The 19,746-nt window shown below is 37.2% G+C and carries 21 protein-coding genes and 1 pseudogene; 7 read left to right on the top strand and 15 right to left on the bottom strand.

Annotation, left to right across the window (positions count from 1 at the left end; genetic code table 11):
- Positions 1-207: 207 nt before the first annotated feature.
- The 3 genes from argJ to LS41612_RS09405 all read right to left on the bottom strand — a co-directional run bounded on the left by argJ (position 208) and on the right by LS41612_RS09405 (position 3,569).
- Positions 208-1,395: a bifunctional glutamate N-acetyltransferase/amino-acid acetyltransferase ArgJ gene (argJ, locus tag LS41612_RS09415; protein WP_051147695.1), complete on the bottom strand. Its 1,188-nt coding sequence runs from the start codon at positions 1,393-1,395 to the stop codon at positions 208-210.
- A gap of 23 nt (positions 1,396-1,418) precedes the next feature.
- Positions 1,419-1,883: an N-acetyltransferase gene (locus LS41612_RS09410; protein WP_024361124.1), complete on the bottom strand. Its 465-nt coding sequence runs from the start codon at positions 1,881-1,883 to the stop codon at positions 1,419-1,421.
- A 282-nt stretch (positions 1,884-2,165) separates the two neighbouring features.
- Positions 2,166-3,569 (bottom strand): aminotransferase-like domain-containing protein, encoded by a 1,404-nt coding sequence (locus tag LS41612_RS09405; protein WP_024361125.1) that lies wholly within the window; start codon positions 3,567-3,569, stop codon positions 2,166-2,168.
- Positions 3,570-3,695: 126 nt separating this feature from the next.
- On the opposite strand from LS41612_RS09405, the gene LS41612_RS09400 reads away from it, so the two are divergent.
- Positions 3,696-4,859: an aminotransferase-like domain-containing protein gene (locus LS41612_RS09400; RefSeq protein ID WP_024361126.1), complete on the top strand. Its 1,164-nt coding sequence runs from the start codon at positions 3,696-3,698 to the stop codon at positions 4,857-4,859.
- A 45-nt stretch (positions 4,860-4,904) separates the two neighbouring features.
- On the opposite strand, the pseudogene LS41612_RS09395 reads toward LS41612_RS09400, so the two are convergent.
- Positions 4,905-5,524: pseudogene (locus LS41612_RS09395) on the bottom strand (helix-turn-helix domain-containing protein).
- Between the two features lie 56 nt (positions 5,525-5,580).
- Here LS41612_RS09395 and LS41612_RS09390 point away from each other — a divergent pair.
- A complete protein-coding gene (locus LS41612_RS09390; RefSeq protein WP_024361128.1) occupies positions 5,581-6,177 on the top strand; it encodes a LysE family translocator in 597 nt (198 codons plus the stop codon).
- 67 nt (positions 6,178-6,244) lie between these two features.
- Here the strand turns inward: LS41612_RS09390 and LS41612_RS23685 are convergent, their stop codons facing one another.
- The 5 genes from LS41612_RS23685 to bioD form a co-directional block, all read right to left on the bottom strand.
- Positions 6,245-6,367: a hypothetical protein gene (locus LS41612_RS23685; RefSeq protein WP_255313762.1), complete on the bottom strand. Its 123-nt coding sequence runs from the start codon at positions 6,365-6,367 to the stop codon at positions 6,245-6,247.
- A gap of 351 nt (positions 6,368-6,718) precedes the next feature.
- Positions 6,719-7,717, bottom strand: coding sequence for a biotin synthase BioB (gene bioB, locus LS41612_RS09385; protein WP_024361129.1), 999 nt, complete (start codon positions 7,715-7,717; stop codon positions 6,719-6,721).
- Positions 7,717-8,307: a biotin transporter BioY gene (locus tag LS41612_RS09380; RefSeq protein ID WP_024361130.1), complete on the bottom strand. Its 591-nt coding sequence runs from the start codon at positions 8,305-8,307 to the stop codon at positions 7,717-7,719. Before LS41612_RS09380 ends, bioB begins: the two co-directional genes overlap by 1 nt.
- 4 nt (positions 8,308-8,311) lie before the next feature.
- A complete protein-coding gene (gene bioA, locus LS41612_RS09375) occupies positions 8,312-9,679 on the bottom strand; it encodes an adenosylmethionine--8-amino-7-oxononanoate transaminase (protein ID WP_024361131.1) in 1,368 nt (455 codons plus the stop codon).
- Positions 9,660-10,364, bottom strand: coding sequence for a dethiobiotin synthase (bioD, locus tag LS41612_RS09370; RefSeq protein WP_024361132.1), 705 nt, complete (start codon positions 10,362-10,364; stop codon positions 9,660-9,662). The genes bioA and bioD overlap by 20 nt, the downstream gene beginning before the upstream one ends.
- Before the next feature lie 253 nt (positions 10,365-10,617).
- Here bioD and LS41612_RS09365 point away from each other — a divergent pair, with 253 nt between their 5' ends.
- A complete protein-coding gene (locus LS41612_RS09365) occupies positions 10,618-11,082 on the top strand; it encodes a hypothetical protein (RefSeq protein WP_024361133.1) in 465 nt (154 codons plus the stop codon).
- 24 nt (positions 11,083-11,106) lie between these two features.
- Here the strand turns inward: LS41612_RS09365 and LS41612_RS09360 are convergent, their stop codons facing one another.
- Positions 11,107-11,673: a TetR/AcrR family transcriptional regulator gene (locus LS41612_RS09360; protein WP_158497891.1), complete on the bottom strand. Its 567-nt coding sequence runs from the start codon at positions 11,671-11,673 to the stop codon at positions 11,107-11,109.
- Between the two features lie 107 nt (positions 11,674-11,780).
- Here LS41612_RS09360 and LS41612_RS09355 point away from each other — a divergent pair, with 107 nt between their 5' ends.
- Complete coding sequence (locus LS41612_RS09355; protein ID WP_025219903.1) at positions 11,781-12,305, top strand: hypothetical protein; 525 nt, start codon at positions 11,781-11,783, stop codon at positions 12,303-12,305.
- Between the two features lie 316 nt (positions 12,306-12,621).
- Here the strand turns inward: LS41612_RS09355 and LS41612_RS09350 are convergent, their stop codons facing one another.
- The 3 genes from LS41612_RS09350 to LS41612_RS09340 all read right to left on the bottom strand — a co-directional run bounded on the left by LS41612_RS09350 (position 12,622) and on the right by LS41612_RS09340 (position 15,235).
- Positions 12,622-13,668: a hypothetical protein gene (locus tag LS41612_RS09350; protein ID WP_024361135.1), complete on the bottom strand. Its 1,047-nt coding sequence runs from the start codon at positions 13,666-13,668 to the stop codon at positions 12,622-12,624.
- A gap of 44 nt (positions 13,669-13,712) precedes the next feature.
- On the bottom strand, positions 13,713-14,186 hold the full coding sequence (locus LS41612_RS09345; RefSeq protein WP_024361136.1) for a MarR family winged helix-turn-helix transcriptional regulator: 474 nt from the start codon (positions 14,184-14,186) through the stop codon (positions 13,713-13,715).
- Between the two features lie 152 nt (positions 14,187-14,338).
- The gene (locus tag LS41612_RS09340; RefSeq protein WP_024361137.1) at positions 14,339-15,235 is read right to left on the bottom strand and encodes an AraC family transcriptional regulator; all 897 of its coding nucleotides are present in this window, start codon (positions 15,233-15,235) and stop codon (positions 14,339-14,341) included.
- 105 nt (positions 15,236-15,340) lie between these two features.
- On the opposite strand from LS41612_RS09340, the gene LS41612_RS09335 reads away from it, so the two are divergent.
- Positions 15,341-16,264 carry a DMT family transporter gene (locus LS41612_RS09335; RefSeq protein WP_024361138.1) on the top strand — a complete coding sequence of 308 codons (924 nt, stop codon included), beginning with the start codon at positions 15,341-15,343 and terminating at the stop codon, positions 16,262-16,264.
- A gap of 183 nt (positions 16,265-16,447) precedes the next feature.
- Positions 16,448-17,494, top strand: coding sequence for a Cj0069 family protein (locus LS41612_RS09330; protein WP_024361139.1), 1,047 nt, complete (start codon positions 16,448-16,450; stop codon positions 17,492-17,494).
- A gap of 56 nt (positions 17,495-17,550) precedes the next feature.
- On the opposite strand, the gene LS41612_RS09325 is transcribed toward LS41612_RS09330, so the two are convergent.
- On the bottom strand, positions 17,551-18,183 hold the full coding sequence (locus tag LS41612_RS09325) for a LysE family transporter (RefSeq protein WP_024361140.1): 633 nt from the start codon (positions 18,181-18,183) through the stop codon (positions 17,551-17,553).
- A gap of 242 nt (positions 18,184-18,425) precedes the next feature.
- A complete protein-coding gene (locus tag LS41612_RS09320; RefSeq protein ID WP_233433840.1) occupies positions 18,426-19,166 on the bottom strand; it encodes a tetratricopeptide repeat protein in 741 nt (246 codons plus the stop codon).
- Positions 19,167-19,539: 373 nt separating this feature from the next.
- On the opposite strand from LS41612_RS09320, the gene LS41612_RS09315 reads away from it, so the two are divergent.
- Entirely contained in the window at positions 19,540-19,728 is a 189-nt protein-coding gene (locus tag LS41612_RS09315; RefSeq protein WP_024361142.1) for a hypothetical protein, read from the top strand.
- Positions 19,729-19,746: the final 18 nt, after the last annotated feature.

The raw sequence follows: 19,746 nt of genomic DNA, 5'->3' as shown, positions 1-19,746 counted from the left end.
TCTCTCACCTCATTAATTTAATATCTACATACATTTTTAAAAGAAAGAATGTATCGTTTCTTCGTCATGTTAATCCTTCAAATTAAACTTTTTCTATAGTTTATCACATATAAGAACTTTTGTTCCTTTTTTCACTCACTTGCATTTTTTTGCGACAAAAAAAGTGCAGGTACTGTACAATGATTGCACAATAGCTGCACTGTTATTTTATGTTGTATAGGAACCATTAATTTTCACATAGTCATAGGACAAATCACAACCCCATACAGTAGCTTCTTCCTTGCCTAATCCGAGAGATACTTTAATCTGGATTTCAGAATTCTCAAGATACTCTTGGATGACAGATAAATCGACGGTATCGATTGGTTTCCCTTGATAAATTAACGTTTCACCAAAATAGATGGAGATGTTTTCAGGATTAAGGTCTACTTCATCTTCACATTTACCAATCGCCATGGCTATACGTCCCCAATTGGCATCTTTTCCAAAAATAGCGGTTTTCACGAGTGGCGAATTCACAATACTTTTAGCCACTTTTTTTGCTTGTGCAAAGCTCGATGACGCATTGACAGTGACTTCAACTAATTTTGTAGCGCCTTCCCCATCACGGGCAATTTCTTTTGCCAAGTCAATGCTCATGTTATTTAACGCTTCAGTAAATTGCTTGATATCCACTTTCCCTGCTAATCCATTCGCCATAATGGCTACTGTGTCACTTGTACTCGTATCGGTATCAACACTTACCATGTTAAATGAATGATTGACGGCTTCTTTAAAAATTGTTTGTAAAGTCGCGGCTGGAATTTCTGCATCTGTTACAAAGTAGGATAACATCGTAGCCATATTCGGCTCTATCATGCCAGAACCTTTTGCAATACCAACTAGTGTAGCATTACCGACTTTGCATATTTTACATTTTGGATAAGTATCTGTCGTCATAATTGCTTGTGCTGATTTTTCTAAGCCTCCTTCTACTAACTGTTCTTTAAGATTGATGATTCCATTTTTTATTTTATCCATCGGTAATTGATGCCCAATTACACCAGTTGAAGAAGGTAAAATATTTTCAGGTGCAATTGCTAACTCTTGTGCGACCAAGTTGACAATTTCTTGAACATTGCGAATCCCTTCTTCCCCTGTTGCGACGTTCGCATTTTTACTGTTAATGACAAAACATTGTAATTTACCGTTTGCAACATTTTCCTTACCAATGGGGATAGGTGCACCACAAAATTTACTTTGGGTAAACATAGCAGCTGCGTTTGCTACAGTAGATGACATAATAACCGTGAAGTCTAGCGTTTCATCTTTAATACCGAGGTTCTTCACACAAGTATAAAATCCTTTCGGCATCATTGTTTGCAAATCATTTTCTTTTTTCCCTAGTTCTTGCATTGCCTTTTCCTCCTTTTCAACTTTTAGTCTGCAGTTTCCAAATATTTAACCATCGCTACTTCATCGCAATTATTAATTTTTGGGCAATTCACGCAATCCGTCCAAACCTTTTCTGGCAAATCATCTCTTTTGACAATTTGAAATCCCAGTTTTGAAAAAAACTTCACTTGATATGTTAAGGATATTAATCTTTCCACCCCTAATTTGGGACTCTCCTGAATGATATGTTCCACTAACATTCGACCGATTCCTTTTTGTTGGTAATCTGGATCTACCACTAAGGAACGAACCTCTGCTAAATCTTGCCCTAAGACATGTAGCCCTGCTACCCCAACAACCTTAGAATTGTCCTTAACAACATACAAACACTGTAACTGTTGATAAATTGATAATAAGGAACGAGGTAATACAATCTCTTTATCTGCGTAAATTTTGATTAGTTCATAGACAGGTGTAACATCAGCTGTTGTAGCATTATATATTTTCATAGATTTCTCCTTCTTCTAAAAAAATTAATATGTTATAAATATGCACTAAACTGATTTAAAATGCAATTTGTTTTTGTGAAAATTTACAGAATATTTGAATCGCGGGTAAAAGTTTATGATTCGCGGGTAAACCTTTGGGAAGCGCGGGTAAAAGTCTCCTATTCGCGGGTAAACTGTGAAAAACCGCGGGTAAACTTTTGCGAAACCCCGCTGTTACGCTCAACAGTAAAAAAGTGTTAGATTGCATGCAATCTAACACTTCTCCCTTCCACTCATTCACTGTTAATCTACAAACGCGTAGTCACCATCACTTTCAAGCAATTCCTTTAACACCGTTAAAGCTTGCTCAAGCTGTGTGCTATTTTCTGGTGCCGTAATTGCCAACCGTACAGCATTTACTGGTTTGGCATTACCTACTGCAAAACGTTCTGCTGCATAGACTTGGACGCCCGCTTTCGAAGCAAGTAATTCAAACTGCACACCTGTAAATTTTTCTGGTAATAGAAGCCATCTAAAAATACATTCATCATCACCTAAAATATTGTATTCACCTAAATACTGATTCACAAGCGCATTTTGTTGTTTAGCATATAAGCGATGTTTCTCTAATATCGTTTGCGCAACACCATCTTGAATTAGTCTTGCTGTAAGCTCCACCATAACAGGTGATACCGAAATATTGATATTATATAGTGTTTCAATAATTTTCTTTCTTAATGCACTAGGCGTCACAATAAAGGATAACCTTAAACCAGGTGATATCGTTTTGGACACGCTGGCAATATACACGACCTTTTCCGGTGCATAAAAGGCGATTGGCGCTAGTGGTTGCTCCTTCAAAAAGCTATAAATGGCGTCCTCTATCACGATCAATCCTTTTTGCCTTGCCACTTCTGCTATCATTTTTCTTGTTTCCAAAGACATTGTATGGGTTGTAGGGTTATGAAAATCTGGAATCACATAAAGACCTTTAATATGTTCATTTTTACAAGCATACAATAGTCCTTCTTTTGTCATCTCTCCATTTTTTTGCTGAATGGCAACTAGTTGAATACCAAGCATATTGGCCGCCGTTTTGATTCCTGCATATGTAATAGGATCTGTTCCAATACGATCTCCTGGATGAAATAAAGCGGCTAATGTGCCGACAATTGCATTTTGACCTCCTGCACCAAGCAATATTGGTTGATCCGTTTGAAATCCAACCTTTTCTAAAAGTTTTGCTGCTGCTTCAGTTTGCCATGCATTCCCTTCTGGTCGACCATATTGAAATAACTTGCTAACATTAGAATCATTCAGCATTTTCTTCATATAACGTGTTATTTCTTCATTTGCATACGCATCTGGTAAGACCGAACCTAACTCGATTAAATGACCAGCATTACTTGTCGGTAATAAAATTTTATTTGCTGCTGCATCAGAAGAAACAAATGTACCACTCCCAATGGAGGCATAAATTAGTCCCTTTTGTCCGCACAGCTTAAACGCTCGTGTAATTGTACTTAAATTGACATCTAAAAAATCAGCCAGTTCTCGTTGTGGTGGCAACTTAGTCCCTGGCAATAAAACGCCTTCCTTAATATCCTGCTCTAACTGCTCTGCAATTGCGATATAGATTGGCGCAGAAATATTGCTTATATTGGGCTTCCAGCTCATTGGGTATTCATCAAATGAGTTAAACGGCATGTTTTAACCCCTTTCTTTTGGCTTTGCATACAATATATAATTGTCTTGCATACAATCATAATATTGTATGCAAATGATTACAATGCTATAATTTTTAAAAAATCAGAAAAAGGGACCGATAAAATTATGCAATATTCTGAAAGAATCTTAAACACACCATCTTCATTCATCCGTAATATTTTAAAAGTAACGGATGCCGAGGATGTCATTTCCTTTGCAGGTGGGCTACCAAACCCCATCTCTTTCCCAATCGATGCATTAAAAGCATCTGTTGACCATGCGATTCGTGAAAATGGCAGTCGATTATTCCAATATTCATCTACACAAGGCTATGCACCTTTACGTGAATACATCGCAGCTAAGTACAAACGTGTTCATGGGTTAGATATTAGTGCAGATGATATATTGATTACAACTGGTTCACAGCAAGCGCTTGAACTGATTGGTAAAGTACTTATTAATAAAGGGGATGGCATTGTCATTGAGGAACCAGGCTATTTAGGCGCGATTCAAGCCTTCACATTAAGTGAGCCTAATTTCTATGGTGTAACCCTTGAAAACGATGGCCTTAATTTAGAAGAATTAGAGAATGCGTTACAGCAGCCAAACGTAAAATTCATCTATACAGTACCTAACTTCCAAAATCCAACCGGTCTTACGTATTCAAAGGAAAAACGTCAACAAATATATGACATTATTGCTAAATACGACGTAGCATTAATTGAAGATGATCCATATGGAGAACTACGCTTCCAAGGTGAACCACTTCCTTATATCGGTGCCGGAAAACTCGAAAATAGTATTTTACTAGGTTCTTTCTCTAAAACAGTTACACCAGGTATGCGCCTTGGCTTTATTATTACGAAAAACAAAGTGTTAATGAAACATATTGAAACAGCAAAGCAAGCAACTGACCTACACACAAACATTTTCTCACAATATGTGATTTATGATTACTTAGCAAATAATGATTATACAGAACACGTAAAAAAAATCATTGCTTTATATAAAAATCAATCTGATGCAATGCTAGATGCGATGCAGGAATTCTTCCCTGCACATGTTGAATACACTCGTCCAGATGGTGGGATGTTTATTTGGGCGACAATGAATAACGGTGTCGCAGCTTTGGACGTCTTTAATAAAGCAATGGAACAAAAGGTCGCTTTCGTTCCTGGCGATCCCTTCTATACGTCAAAAACAGGTGTAAACACGATGCGTCTGAACTATACAAATGCAACACCTGACATTATTCGTGAAGGCATTAAACGTTTAGGCAGCATTTTATAAGTAAAAAAATCGGATGAGCGCTATCCATAAGCGCACATCCGATTTTTATCTTTCATTTGGATAATAGATGGTCATGCCTAGCTTCGTTAATGTATCACCTGCATTACGATAGTCATGCGGTCTGTCAGCTTTAAATCGAATGGAATCACCACTATTTAAAGTGTAGGTACGGTCATTGACACAAATCATTAGTTCCCCTGCAAAAACAGTAATAAATTCCTCTGTGCCTTCTTTATGACCCTCTGCGCTTAAGTGACCACCTTGATCAATCTCTATTGTATAGATTTCAAAACGACTATCTTCTTGAAATGGAAAATTTGGATACACTCTATATTTTCCATTATCTTCTGATAATACTGGTATATCCTTTTTCAGCACGACTTCTGTTTCCGACTGCGGCTGATGGATAAGAGTTGTAAAGGATACCTTTAAACCAGTTGCAATTTTCCAGATAGTAGTAAGCGTCGGACTAGACTCACCTCTTTCAATTTGTCCAATCATCGTTTTACTAACGCCACATAGCTGAGACACTTTTTCTAAACTAAGTTTCTCTTTTTCGCGAATAGCTTTTAAATTCCTTGCAAAAATTAAATGAATTTCCTCCAATACAAGCACCCCTTAAAAAATTGTACAATATAACGACCTTTATGTATAATAAAAAACAGGGCGTTATATAGTTTATTTCGGACGATATAACGCACAAAAAATAAGGAGGTCTAAAATGCCTTACATATCCTTTTTAGTATTCGTTATCATTACAAGCTTTACACCCGGGCCGAACAACATTATGGCAATGGCCTATGCCAACCAATATGGATTAAAAAAAACGATGCAGTTTTGTCTCGGTGTGGGCATTGGCTTCTTTACAATAACCGCTTTAAGTAGTTTTTTTAATTTTGCTGTTAGTCAAATTATGCCCATTATTACATTTCCACTAACGATTTTAGGGGTAGGCTATATGTTGTATTTAGCTTTTAAAATTGCGACAACCAAAGACCACGTAGATTCGAATCCTAACCATCTAGAGGAGCATAAACGAAACCTTTTACTACTTGGAGCCTTTCTACAGTTCGTCAATCCAAAAGGAATTTTGTTTGGCATTACGGTCGTTGCGACCTATATTTTGCCGTATTACACTTCCTATATGAGTTACATTTTATTTGCATTATTTTTAGGGTTTGTCGGGATTATAAGTACATTTAGCTGGGCTCTATTTGGCTCTACCTTTCGAAAAGTACTTTTACAGTATCAACAACCATTCAATATTTTCATGGCAATTTTATTAGTTTACAGTGCTTTCTCCATACTTTTTCATTAACAAAACCCCTCATTGTACGTTATATTGTACAATGAGGGGTTATTTTTAGATTTAAATCGACCAAGTATTATTTTGTATATGTTAATACGGCATTTTTCTTAAATTTTGCTAATGCGGCTGTTGCCTCATTTTTGTTTGTATATTCAAAAATACGCACATTTTTTTTCTCAAAAACTGTAATAACCCACATCTTAACCTCTCCCTTACCTATTATTTTTGTAATATAACAATCACCTAACATGTGATACAAAGAACAAACTGTCTTATAACAACTCTTGCTAATTTTCATTTTACGCTCTTTTTTAAAAAAATAAAGCTTTATGTGAAGCCCTTCACAAACTGTTCAATTTCAAAACGCTTTCATTGAACATTTTGTGAAAACCATCATTTTATAGGTATATTATCGGAACCATTTATTTACCTTTCTCCTTCTCTTTTATCGACCAAAAAACCGTCTGTGCGCCTTTTCCACGACGCTCACACGGTTTTGAGGTAATCATATTGTGTAGTAGTAGATTTTATTTCATAATGATTGGTTGAATTAAGAACAAAATGCTTCTTCTTGCTTTTGTGTCAGCTCGATTTCAAAGCCCAAATCTTCAAGCATACGATAATCGCTATTGGCTTCTTGTCCTTCAGTAGTTAAGTAATCCCCAACAAAAATACTATTTGCTGCATACAGTCCAAATGGCTGAAGGAATCCTAAATTGACTTCGCGACCACCGGAAATTCTAATTTCCTTCGAAGGATTCATGTAGCGGAATAACGCTAATACTTTTAAGCAATAGCGAGGATTTAAGTCCTGTGTTCCTTCAAGTTTCGTTCCATCAATTGCATGTAAGAAGTTAACTGGAATTGAATCCGCGTCCAACTGATGCAATGCGCGTGCAATTTCCACGACATCCATTTTCGTTTCTTTCATCCCAATAATGGCTCCAGAACATGGGGAAATACCATGTTTCTTTACAACCTCAACGGTATTAACACGATCCTCATATGTGTGCGTCGTCGTAATATAGGAATGGTGACGCTCTGATGTATTTAAGTTATGATTGTAGCGATCAACACCCGCTTCTTTTAATTGTTGTGCTTGTTCTTCTTTTAGTAAACCTAAGCAAGCGCAAACTTTTAAGCCATATTTTGCTTTAATTTCTTCAACGGCTTCACTCACTACATTGACATCTTTACGAGTCGGCCCACGTCCGCTTGCGACGATGCAATACGTACCAATTTTATTTTCAAACGCACGCTTTGCCCCCGCTAATATTTCTTCTTTTGTAATGAACGGATATTTCTCAATAGGAGCGGTCGATTTAGATGACTGCGAGCAATAGCCACAATCCTCTGGGCAATAGCCACTTTTAGCATTCATAATCATATTTAACTTTACTTTTTTACCGTAATAGTGCTTACGAATGGCAAATGCGCCGTCCATTAGCTTTAAAATATCATCATCATCACTATTTAAAATGGCAAGTGCCTCATCATCGCTAATTACCTTGCCTGCAATCACTTCATCTGCTAATTGTAACCAATTCACTAAACATTCTCCTTTTCAATTTGCACAAGTTTTATAGCTCTAGCGGAACGGAATACTTTGTATAGACGTTCAGCTAAAAGGGCAGAAGCAATTGCTAAGCAAAAGTCTGCAACAATACTATTGACAAAGCCTACTAAAAATACATGAGACCAACTTGATTTCATGTTTAACCATACATTTAATGCTACATATAAATAAGGTACTGCGACTGCATAAATAATGATAAGCCCTATAATATTGGCAACAATGAAATGCTTTTTCGTTGGTGATTCTACTCGATCAATCATATAGCCGATTACTAATGCAGCAAGAGCAAATCCTATTAAGTAACCAAAAGTCGGCTGCAATACATATGTAATGCCTCCACCTTGTGTAAAAACTGGCAAGCCAACTAAACCTATTCCTATGTAAACTAGCTGACTTTGAAATCCATTGCGACCACCGAGTAAGCAACCCGCTAAAAAGACAAAGACAATTTGTAATGTAAACGGCACGAGCGGTAATGGAATTTTAATGAAGGCACCAACTGCTGTTAATGCAGCAAACATCGCAATCATCACAAGTGATAACGTTGACTGTTGTTTCAACATGCCCTCATCCCTCCCGCTCTTCAAAAAATTGAACAATTGTATCTTTTGTTGTTTGAATCATAAATTGCATTTCATCGTCCGTTATAATGTATGGTGGCATGAAATACAAAACATTCCCAAGTGGACGAATCAGTAACCCTTTTGCTAAAGCTCTTTTGTATATTTGATAGCCGATGCGCTCCTCACTCGGTAATGGCTCTTTGGTATCGCGATTCGCCACAAGTTCAATCGCCCCGACAAACCCAACTTGCCGATATTCACCAACAAAAGGTAAATCACTAAAAGCCTCCAAGGCTAGCTTTCGCATGCGTTCACCTTTGTCTTGCACAACGTCTATATACTGTTCTTCTTCAAATATCGCCAATACCTCTAGAGCAACACGGCAGGCAAGTGTATTCCCTGTGTAACTATGTGAATGTAAAAACGCCTTCATCGTGGCATAATCATCATAAAATGCCTGATATACATCATTCGTCGTCATTACGACAGACAGTGGTAAATACCCACCTGTTAAACCTTTTGATAAACACATAAAATCCGGAGAGATATTAGCCTGCTCACAGGCAAAAAGTGTACCTGTGCGCCCAAAACCTACAGCAATTTCGTCTGCAATTAGATGCACATCATATTGCGTACATAGTTCACGTAAACGTCGCAAATAAATAGCTGGATACATTTTCATCCCTGCTGCCGCTTGAATGAGTGGCTCAATAATAACCGCCGTAATTTCCTTATGATGCATGCGCAACTGATCCTCTACAAAACTAATACATTGGGCATGGCAACTATCCGGATGATGCTTGAATGGGCAACGGAAACAATCTGGGCCTTGTGCTCGTACCGTATCCAATAACAGTGGTTGATACACTTCGTTATAAAGATCTACGCCACCGACGGATAAAGCACCTAATGTTTCACCATGGTAGGCATCCGTTAATGCCAAAAAGCGTTTTTTTTGCGTTTTCCCCGTTTGCATATGATATTGAAAACTCATTTTTAAAGCGACTTCTATAGCAGATGAACCATTATCTGCAAAAAATACTTTTTGTAAACTTTGTGGTGTTAAAGCTACTAATTTTTGTGCGAGTTTAATCGCTGGCTCATGTGAAAAATTCGCAAAAATTGTATGCTCCAACGTAAATGCTTGTTCACTTAATGCTTGGCTAATACGTGGATTGGCATGTCCAAATAAATTGACCCACCATGAAGATACCGCATCAAGATAGCGTTGATTCTGTTCATCATACAGCCATACACCTTCGCCTTTTTTTATAACGATTGGTGGAAAAGCCTCATAATCTTTCATTTGTGAGCAAGGATGCCAGACATGTTGTAAATCTTTTTCTTGTAGCTCAGTTAATACTTGTTTCACGTCTAATCAGCCTTTCAAACAATGATGTGCCCGTAATTGCATACTCATTAATGTCCGACAGCTCTTCCAGCTTTGGTATCGTCATATAGGGCAATGTATAATACTGTAAAATCGTTTGGATATTGTCTTGCTCCATCCTGCTCCCCATATCACCGTTAAATACAAGACCAAGCACTTCAATTTTCCGTGTAGTCAATGCCTCTAACGTTAAGAGCGTATGGTTAATTGTTCCTAGTGCTGTTCGTGTAACCACGACAACGGGTAGTTTACTTTCAACAATGACATCCAACAATGTCGTTTCGCCACATGCATCTAATGGCACAAAGAGCCCACCCGCTCCTTCACAAATAACAACATCCCATGTTTGCTGTAAAAGTTGCATTTGCTTTAATAACTGCTGTGTGTCAATTTGCTGCCCCTCCAGTTGAGCCGCAAAATGTGGCGATGCAGCCTCTTTAAATGAATAGCCATTTAAATTCTCTCTGTCTAGCAATTGCAAGGAATATTTTTCATACATCGCTGTGTCGAAGTAATAGGCTTGTTCACCATCATACACTTCACCAGTTTGGACTGGTTTATAAGGCGTTACACGTACGCCCTGTTTTTGCAAATTACGCATTAATAATGTGGTGACAAATGTTTTTCCAACATCTGTATCTGTTCCAACAACCCAAAAGTGTTGCAACTGTACCTCCCCCTCTTTTAGTTAACCAACTATAGTTTTTAAGTTAACACATTCTTTTTCCTTTTGTAAATGCCTTTTTTTGCATTTTTACATAAATGATTCAGATAATGCTTTTTCCGAGGGTATTCTATCCTAAATTTCACTCGATTGATCGGATATTCACCCCGTTTTATCAACGTTGGATTATTTCCCAAGAAATATTAAAGGGTTTTTATCATAGGTTGTAGTATTAATCAAAACAGGGGGTGGCAAAATGTTTGGACTATTTAAGGAGACAGATAAAAAGCTAGATACATATGAACAAATGAGCAGTATTTTAAATACTTTGCTTACTTACGAAATAAGAGATTTACCGTTGCGTTATGAATTTTGGTATCGTGTAGCTATTCGGCAAGAAGAATATCGAACATTGCAAGCAGAACATCGAGAAAAAATCTCAATGCATACGGCCATAGGAAGGTTTCATCAAGTTCAATATGAGGATACGAAACAGAAGTGTGCAAAGCTTGAACGACTGACGGATATTTATAAGTTATTGTGTATCGAGGAAGAACGTCAAACAATGAATCACCGTCTATCTTTCCACAAGGAAGCAATAGAGGAAATTTATAGGCATGTGCAAAAGAAACACCTTTATACGTATAGCGATTCCGTACAACGTCAATTTTGGGATGCCGTTAGTGAAGACATACTAAAAGCAATTGCCCATCTAGATTAACACTAGATGGGCAAACCACTTGTTTTATAGTTTTAATACTTTATCTATTTCTTTTTCAATTAAACATTGAAGTCGCACTTTATCCATTGGTACTAAGCCCATTAAAACATGCAGGGCAAGACCATCAATAAATGCATGTAAATGGACAATTTCATCGTGTAGTACTAGTCCATCTTGCAGTAAATTTTGTTGTTGTAAATAAGCAAATATCTTTTCAATACCGCTCAATATATTTTCTTCTGACGCTTCTCCACTTCGCACCTTATAAGAAACAAATTCTAGCCAAACTTGCATTTCAATAATATGTTGTTCAGAGATTGGCACGAGCTCCAAAAGTACTGCTACAATAATTTGCTTAATTGGTAGTGGCTTTTGTAAATGCTGGGCAATACGCTCATTTACTTGCTGCTCTACTAACTCCATCGCAAATACGATTAATTCCTCATGCGTGTTAAAATAGTAACGAACAGCACCTAATGATAAATTTGCCTCCTTTGCAATTGAACGTACTGTAGCACCTCTAAGTCCATCCCTAGCAATTACATTCCACGTGGCTTTCGCGATACTCGCTTTTCTTTCTTCATGATTCACTATTTTTGGCATACTTCAAGTATAGACTATTTTAATACATTTGTATTATTTAAAACTTTATGGTAATTTTATTTAATACAACCGTATCAAAATAATGGAGGGTTTTTATGATTGCTTGGATTATCGCTGCAGAAATAGCATTTTGGATTGTCATATTAATAGCTTTGGTTTGTAGATACCGTTTTAACAAGCCAAAACTAAGCATTTTCTTTTTTGCCCTTACACCTGTTATAGACCTTCTATTAATCTTGCTAACTGCTATGGACTTAAAAGCTGGTACACCAGCATCCGCTTCTCATGGTATTGCCGCTATCTATATAGGTGTCTCGATTGCCTATGGGAAGACAATGATTACATGGGCAGATGAAAAGTTTCAACAATGGTTTTTAAAAATCCAGATAGAAAAACAGCGGTTAACAGGATTGGCGAAAGGAATCCATGAAGTAAAAATGCTCGGTTTACATGTTCTCGCCTACATTATTAGTACTAGTTTATTGTATGCGATGATTGTATTTATTGGTCAACATACCGATACGTCTTCCCTACTACAAGTGATGAAAATTTGGGGGATTGTTTTAATAATCGATGCCGTCATTAGCCTTTCTTATGTCATTTTCCCCGGCAAAAAATAACAGTCGTGTTCTCTTGCCCCTTGCATGTGGAAAGGGATTGGTTGGATAGGTATTAATCGTGCAATACATAAAGATGTATTTAATAACAAAGCAATTACTAACCTAATAATTTCCAATCCATCCCCTTAGCTATAAACACAGCTAGAGGCTGGGACAAAAGAGAAAAAGTGTTAGATTGATAGCAGTCAATCTAACACTTTTTTGCTGCGCCGTTATTGTCCGCTTCGGCGGTGCTTTCCGCTCAGCGCAGAATGCGCGCTTCTTACGCTGTGTGCGTTCTGTGCAGGAGTCCCCGCGTCCCAGCCTCTTTAGCTGTTTACCATTCCTCTTTATTTTCCTCCATACCTTGGCGTAATATGTCTCTTAATTCCTGTACTTGATCGACTTTGATTGCCACTTTGTTATAACGCTTTTTCAGACCTAACATAAACGTTACTTCCACCGGTTCTTTCATCTGCAATATCATGTGAGGATAGGCTTCTCCAAAGTCACGTGCAATAAAATCGATTGTATCTTTCGATAATTTTTCTTTTAACAGTTCTGGGTTTTCTTCCACTTTTTCAATCGCATCGAAGCGAATGGTCGCTCGCTTCATTAAACCTAAAGATAAATATAATGAATCAGAGGTTGCGTAAATAGGATTTAAGCGAATTGCCTGCATATCAGCTATAAAAAATAAGACAGAGTAAATATTTATAATGAGTAATAAGATGGATAATAGCATGGATTTCTCATGAAGCCACCAGTGGATACCAATAGTCTCTATCACGATGGCATGAATCATCATTATCTGAAAGGCGATATAGCTAGAGTTTTTATGTAACGTTAATCCCGCCCGTTCTTTTCGCTTCCAACTTGCGAATCCGTAGTAAAGAACGAGTAAATCTGTACACAGCATCTGTATAATCCGATACTTCGGAGCATGTTTTTCAACTGCTTGTGGAAAAGAAAAAATGTCTGGTAAAGAACTTGCCCGCACATCTGCTATAATTTTAGGTAAGTAATATACTAACGTTGTAACAAATAATAGTTCGATCACGATAAGTGCCCCTTCAATTGCAAATCCAGCCCATGTCACCGCCACATACGGTTGCAAATGATCCATTGGAATAATGAAGCGTGCTGCAATACAACCTGTTGCGGCCAAAACAATCGCATACTTAATAGAAAACTTTCGTTTATACAGCATAAATAGCACTGGTATTACGACGATAAAGTCGAGTAATGAGCCAAATACAACGCCCGCTGTTTCTGCTGGTAAAATGGACATACCTAATCCTGTATTATAAAGCGAGTAGTTGCTAATTAATACAACGACTAAAAACGCCATCCAGATGTTTTGTTTCTTTTTTAAGACCATCATTTCGAATCTCTCCTTTAACTATTAGACTGCTACACGTAATGACATCACTCTTTTCTTATTTCCTCTACCATGCCTTCTTTCAAAACAATGTTATTTAATTTTTGAATAATCTCCTTCAATTGGACTAATTCTGATCGTTCAAGTTTCGAGTAATACTTGGCAATAATATAGCGCTTAATTTCTTCTTCCCGCTTGAAATACTGATTACCCGCTATATCTAAGTGGACAAAAATTTCACGGCGATTTTTGGGGTTAATTTGTCGGATTACATATCGTTGATCTTCAAGTTTACTTACGAGTTGACCAACAGCACTTGAAGTAATATTCAAATAGTGAGCAATTTGTCCAATGGTTACACTTTTATTTTTATGGATAAAATCCATAAGTATCATTTGCTTTGTAGACAAATCATCTGTTACTAAATGCTGATGGACTTTTATAAAATGGCTATCCATCGAGTAAATCGCATCGTTAATTTCCTGTACGAGTGTATATAATGCGTCATCATGTTGGTCCATACAAAATCATCCTTTAAGTTAGGTTAATAGTTAAGTTAACTTTAATATTAAGTTTATTTTAAAATAGAGTGCATCATTTGTAAACAATTTACAAGGAAAGCAAAGTTTTTAATGTCTGAGCATGTCATGAAATATTCACTTTTCTCCGAACACTACGTATTGTTCTGTTCAACTAAAAATTTTTTGCGATACGCATGTGGTGAATAACCCGTATATGCTTTAAAACGCTCAATATAGTAACTAACTGTACTAAAGCCTGTGTCTGATGCAATAAACGTGATGGGTTTGTCACGATCGCGCAACAATTCCATACTTTTTCTTAAACGGTAATGTAATAGATACGTAAATGGTGTCATACCGACTACTTTTTTAAAAAAACGACTGCATTCTGCCTTGCTGATAAACACATGTGCAGCTAATTTTTCCAAGGTTATTTTTTCTTGATAATGACGATGAATGTAGTCAAGCATTTCTTTTGCACGCTCATGTTGCACGATCATAGAAGCATGTATCGTTTCCTCAGTAAGCTTCGATTGCATTAAAATAGCCTCCCAAATCGATAACAATGCCCTCCACACCTGAAATTCAAAAAAGGCATTTCGTTCCTTTAATAATTGGGCAACACATTCTACAGCTTGTGCTAGCTCACCGGAAAGCTTAACAAATGGTAGTCTATTATTGGTTACATATGGTTGCACATATTTAGATGTCAACACACTGCCTTCATGTCCGCCTAAAAATTTCGGATCAACATTTATACAAAACAGCAACGACTGGTCCACCTCATTTGGTTTTGCTTCATGTAAACATGCTGCATTGACAAATAGCCCTTCTCCCGCCTCAAGCAGTATGATGTCCGCACCTACACGATAGTTGACACGTCCACTTTTGACATAGACGAACTGTATTTCTTTATGCCAATGTAATGGCAAAAAATCCAACCGATCTACTTGTAATGTCGTTTCGTATAAAGCAATTGGAAATGCCTTCGAACCATGTATCGTTAATTCTTGTAAATCCTTCGCTACTTTAATATGCGTCAATGTCAATGCAAACACCTCAATATATTGATAGTTTAAACCGTTAATACGATATTTTTTACAATGAAAATTATATATTATTTTTTATATTGATAGTTTAGGAGATGTTAGAAAATGAATCAACAACATAAAAAAAACCGTGCTTTTGGTTTTATGCTTGTCATTCTTGGTGCAAGCTTTTGGGGAATTGGCGGAACAGTTGCGCAAAAACTATTCCAGCAAGAACATATTGAAGTTGGTTGGCTCGTATCGAGCAGGCTGCTTGTTGCTGGTATCTTGTTAATCGCCATTTACAAAATAACACATCGTCACCAATCCATTTTTGTTATGTGGCGAACAAAGCAAGATGCATTCAGACAAATTCTCTTTAGTCTACTTGGTATGCTTGCTGTGCAATATACATATATGATGTCCATTGCAATCGGTAATTCTGCTGTAGCGACTTTATTACAGTATTTAGCGCCACTTTTCATTATCAGTTACTATATTATTAAAAAATACAGTAAACTCACCAAACAAGATGGCATTGCTGTATCACTTACACTAATCGGTACGACTTTATTGCTGACAAACGGTTCATTTTCCACGCTTTCTGTCCCATTTATGAGTGTATTTTGGGGTGTGTTATCCGGTCTGGCTGTCGCTTTTTATACATTGTATGCCGTACCGCTTTTACAACAATTCCATTCTTTACTTGTTGTCGGTTGGGCGATGCTCATTGGGGGTGTCACCATGAGCATATTCTATCAACCATGGCACATTGAGCTATCGACCTGGACATTTGCGACTACTGCTTATTTTTTCTTTATCATTATTTTTGGTACGATGCTTGCATTTTGGTTTTATATTGCCAGTTTGCATTACCTATCCCCAAAAGAAACAAGCTTACTTGGTAGTTTGGAACCTTTAATGGCCGTCATCACAAGTGTTTTTTGGCTGCAAATTCCATTTGGGGGCTTCCAAATGATTGGCACATTACTGATTCTATGCATGATTTTATATCTTACAGTGTTTAAGAAGAAAAACTTAGAATTGTAATTTAAAGCCAGTTTAATAGTAAATAACTCCGAAATTTGATTATTCAAAAAATAATTAGTCGTAAACTACTATACGAGAACATTTTCACCATGAAATTATATATAAAATTTACATATTTCGTATATCTTTTCTCCTTGTTTGTCCAGTATACTAAAAAATATCAAGAAGTTAAGGAGGCTATATATGAATAAAAAAGTTATTTTCTTCGAAGTACAAGGCGGCACTGACAAGGGACCTGACGGCTACAGACTTGATACAATGCCGATGGTCAATGCACTTAAACAACGTGGACAAGATGCGGAAGTAATATTTTTTGAGGTAACAAAAAAGGACGAAATTTTTGACTACGTAAAAGAAAATGGCGTTTCCTATGTATCTCGCATTAATCCTGGTAATTTAGAACATGAGGAAGAATATTTCGAAATGCTACGAGAGTTATGTGCAGCAGGTGTGATTGGCATGCCTCATCCGGATGCAATGATTGGCTACGGTTCGAAAGATGTATTATCGAAATTAGTGTCTACCAATTTAGTACCAGATGATACATTTGCTTATTACACGATTGAGGCATTTAAAGCACAATTCCCTACTTCCCTTGCACTAACGGAACGTGTCTTAAAACAAAATCGAGGTTCAACTGGCGAAGGTATTTGGCGAGTAAAATTAGTCGAGCCCCTTGCTGCTGGCATAACAGAAGTACCTCTTGATGCCAAAATTAAATGTACTGAAGCAAAAGATAATCATGTAGAGTATTGGGAGCTAGGTGCATTTATGACGTTTTGTGAGCAGTACATTACTGGCACAAATGGAATGTTAATTGATATGCGTTTCCTTCCTCGTATTACTGAAGGCGAAATCCGCTTATTTATGTTGCGTGACAAACCAGTTCACGTGGTACATAAAAAACCAGCCGATACTGAAGATGCCTTTAGTGCTACACTTTTCTCTGGTGCGCAATATCGCTACGATAAACCAGAGGATTGGGAACAACTTGTACAAAACTTCTTAACACAGTTACCACTCGTTACCAACTTATTAGGTAATTATGATTTACCACTTATTTGGACAGCCGATTTTATGCTAGATACAAATGAGGCAGGCGAAGATTGCTATATTTTAGGTGAGATGAATTGTTCTTGTGTAGGCTTTACTTCTGAACTCACTTTGGCACATCAAGTAGCGGAAGAAATAATCGCTTGCATTGAGGAACATCGCACAATTCCAGCATAACGATGATGACAACCTAAAAAGGCATTGAGAATCTACTTCTCAATGCCTTTTGTCGATTATCTGTACATTTTAATTCCTTGAATAAATTCATAAATAAAGTAACCTGCGAAACCAATTAATAACACGCCTGATATCATTGTCAGGGTTTTAATCATTTTTCGACTCATCGCCTTACGTGTAACCGAAACAATGGTCATCAAACCTATGTCGTGCAGTAAAATACCGCTAAGTATACCAGCAGCTATTACTAGGAAACTTGCTGACTCTCCTTTGTCATACGATTTTGCTAGAACTACACCGAATACATTTACCCAAAAAACAAGGTTTCCTGGCGAAATGGCTACCAGAAGCCCGTTGCGATACGATGTGAAAAATGATTTTGTTACTTTTTCACCCGCTAGCGTAATGTCTTGATCGGCATTTTTGATAGAATCTAACCCAAGTAAAAACAAGAAGCCGGCGCCAATAATCCACATAGGCAGCTGAATTAGCGGCATAGCTAATATAGAAGCAAGCCCCATATACAGAGCAAAAACTAATACTACATCAACCGTCATACCGCCAAGCCCTACTGCCCAGCCATGCATAAAGCCATTTTTTAGCCCCTGCTTGGTCATTTCGACCGTGATGGCACCTACAGGCATTGCTATAGCAAGCCCTACTAATACATACGCAACATATAAACTCAAACAAACACTTCTTTCATGCAATAAAATAAGCTTCTTACGTCCGTTTATAATCCTATTCTAGCATAAAAATACAGAAATGTAGTGCCTGCCACTCAAAAAATTTATAAATATACAAGTAAATATCTACTGAAACGCCCGTCGTTAAGCATATTTACTAAGTGCCAGTCACTCAAACAATTCATAAATATACAAGCAAAGCCTGCATAAACGCCCGTGGAATACTATGATTAAAAAGCTCGTCCTTATAGCATTTGTTTCTTCCACTGTGTTAGTAAATCCTCTGACTTAGCGATGTCCACCTTTAACGCCACTTGCTTAGCAGAGCAGCGTTTTTTGGCTTTCGACCAAGCTTCCTCTAGTGCCGGTAAGTAACTTAAATTTTTGGTAGCTGCAACTAACTGGAAAAAGATATTCCCTTGAATATAATACCAACGAGCATTCATGCCATCTAGCTGAATCGCCTCTTCAATGAGACGAAGTGCCAAATACGGGCTCGCTTCCATATGATTAATAAATTGCGCAAATGCTCCCCAATACAGTGCTATATTCGGTTGTAATTTAATCGCTTCCGCATATTGTACCATTGCTTTATCAGGCTCTTTTGCGAGTACAAAATATTCAGCCATTGTATAGTAAGCATTTGCTTGCGCTTCGATAGACCCTGCTAATAATTCATCTACCACTCGACCAAATTGCTCATCGTCCTGACTGCCAATATAGGCACTAAGGGCATCACGCTCTGGATACGATCCATCCGCACGTTCGACACTTTGCTTCACATTATCTGCAGTGTGGACTGGCATAGTAGCATAGCCATTAGCCTCTAAAAGTGCCACATGCTGTTGAATAATAGGAAAAGAATCATCCGCTTCAAATAATTCGTTCTTTAATAATGCCTTCGCCAAGGTATAGCTTTCTTTCACTTGTCCACTGACAAATAATTCATTTATTTGTTGTACTTGTTCATTAAATTGATTGATCACGATAAAATCCTCACCTTCACCAAAGAGCTTTCATATTGGTAGTTTACCATCTTTAGAGCGAAAAACAGCAATAATCATAAAACCAATGCATTCTTATGCTGTTTTTTTAATATAAATAATGTCAGCCTACTTGCAACACCATGAAAAATAATCGGTTTCAAGCGCATTGCAACGTCAGCTTCAAAAGGCCATTCATCATTCATAGAAAAATAACCATTATTTCCATACGAAATTTAGATAAATTCCTCCATCTTTCAAACTTTTTCACATAATAATAGTTATTATTTGGATATTTTTTCTGAATTATGAGATAATTGAAGTAAAATATTTTCATCTTTGGGGCAAGTAAATTTTATTTTAGGAGGGGCTTGCTATGAATAAACGTTTTCATCTGTTATTACTTATTATGGGCAATTTATTAACACTTGGAGCCATTTTTATTTATGCTGTGCAAAGTCAAGTGCAAGTGGCCTTCAGCACCTATGGCCTCGTGATGGGATTATTAAGTACGCTGTTAATCATTATTTTTTATTTATGGGGCGATGCAGAACCCCACCTTTGAGTGCCAGTCACTCAAACA

The sequence above is a fragment of the Lysinibacillus sphaericus genome, from assembly GCF_002982115.1.
GTDB classification, from domain to species: Bacteria; Bacillota; Bacilli; order Bacillales_A; family Planococcaceae; genus Lysinibacillus; species Lysinibacillus sphaericus.
This window is presented reverse-complemented; position numbering and strand designations above follow the sequence as displayed.

What these genes read in the sequence shown, in the direction of transcription:
- LS41612_RS09390 (WP_024361128.1), top strand. Translation starts at nt 5,581, where the DNA reads ATGCCTTACATATCCTTTTTAGTATTCGTTATCATTACAAGCTTTACA.
- LS41612_RS09405 (WP_024361125.1), bottom strand. Translation starts at nt 3,569, where the DNA reads ATGCCGTTTAACTCATTTGATGAATACCCAATGAGCTGGAAGCCCAAT.
- argJ (WP_051147695.1), bottom strand. Translation starts at nt 1,395, where the DNA reads ATGCAAGAACTAGGGAAAAAAGAAAATGATTTGCAAACAATGATGCCG.
- LS41612_RS09345 (WP_024361136.1), bottom strand. Translation starts at nt 14,186, where the DNA reads ATGGACCAACATGATGACGCATTATATACACTCGTACAGGAAATTAAC.
- LS41612_RS09365 (WP_024361133.1), top strand. Translation starts at nt 10,618, where the DNA reads ATGTTTGGACTATTTAAGGAGACAGATAAAAAGCTAGATACATATGAA.
- LS41612_RS09410 (WP_024361124.1), bottom strand. Translation starts at nt 1,883, where the DNA reads ATGAAAATATATAATGCTACAACAGCTGATGTTACACCTGTCTATGAA.
- LS41612_RS09355 (WP_025219903.1), top strand. Translation starts at nt 11,781, where the DNA reads ATGATTGCTTGGATTATCGCTGCAGAAATAGCATTTTGGATTGTCATA.
- LS41612_RS09330 (WP_024361139.1), top strand. Translation starts at nt 16,448, where the DNA reads ATGAATAAAAAAGTTATTTTCTTCGAAGTACAAGGCGGCACTGACAAG.
- LS41612_RS09350 (WP_024361135.1), bottom strand. Translation starts at nt 13,668, where the DNA reads ATGATGGTCTTAAAAAAGAAACAAAACATCTGGATGGCGTTTTTAGTC.
- LS41612_RS09315 (WP_024361142.1), top strand. Translation starts at nt 19,540, where the DNA reads ATGAATAAACGTTTTCATCTGTTATTACTTATTATGGGCAATTTATTA.
- LS41612_RS09335 (WP_024361138.1), top strand. Translation starts at nt 15,341, where the DNA reads ATGAATCAACAACATAAAAAAAACCGTGCTTTTGGTTTTATGCTTGTC.
- LS41612_RS23685 (WP_255313762.1), bottom strand. Translation starts at nt 6,367, where the DNA reads ATGTGGGTTATTACAGTTTTTGAGAAAAAAAATGTGCGTATTTTTGAA.
- LS41612_RS09380 (WP_024361130.1), bottom strand. Translation starts at nt 8,307, where the DNA reads ATGTTGAAACAACAGTCAACGTTATCACTTGTGATGATTGCGATGTTT.
- LS41612_RS09400 (WP_024361126.1), top strand. Translation starts at nt 3,696, where the DNA reads ATGCAATATTCTGAAAGAATCTTAAACACACCATCTTCATTCATCCGT.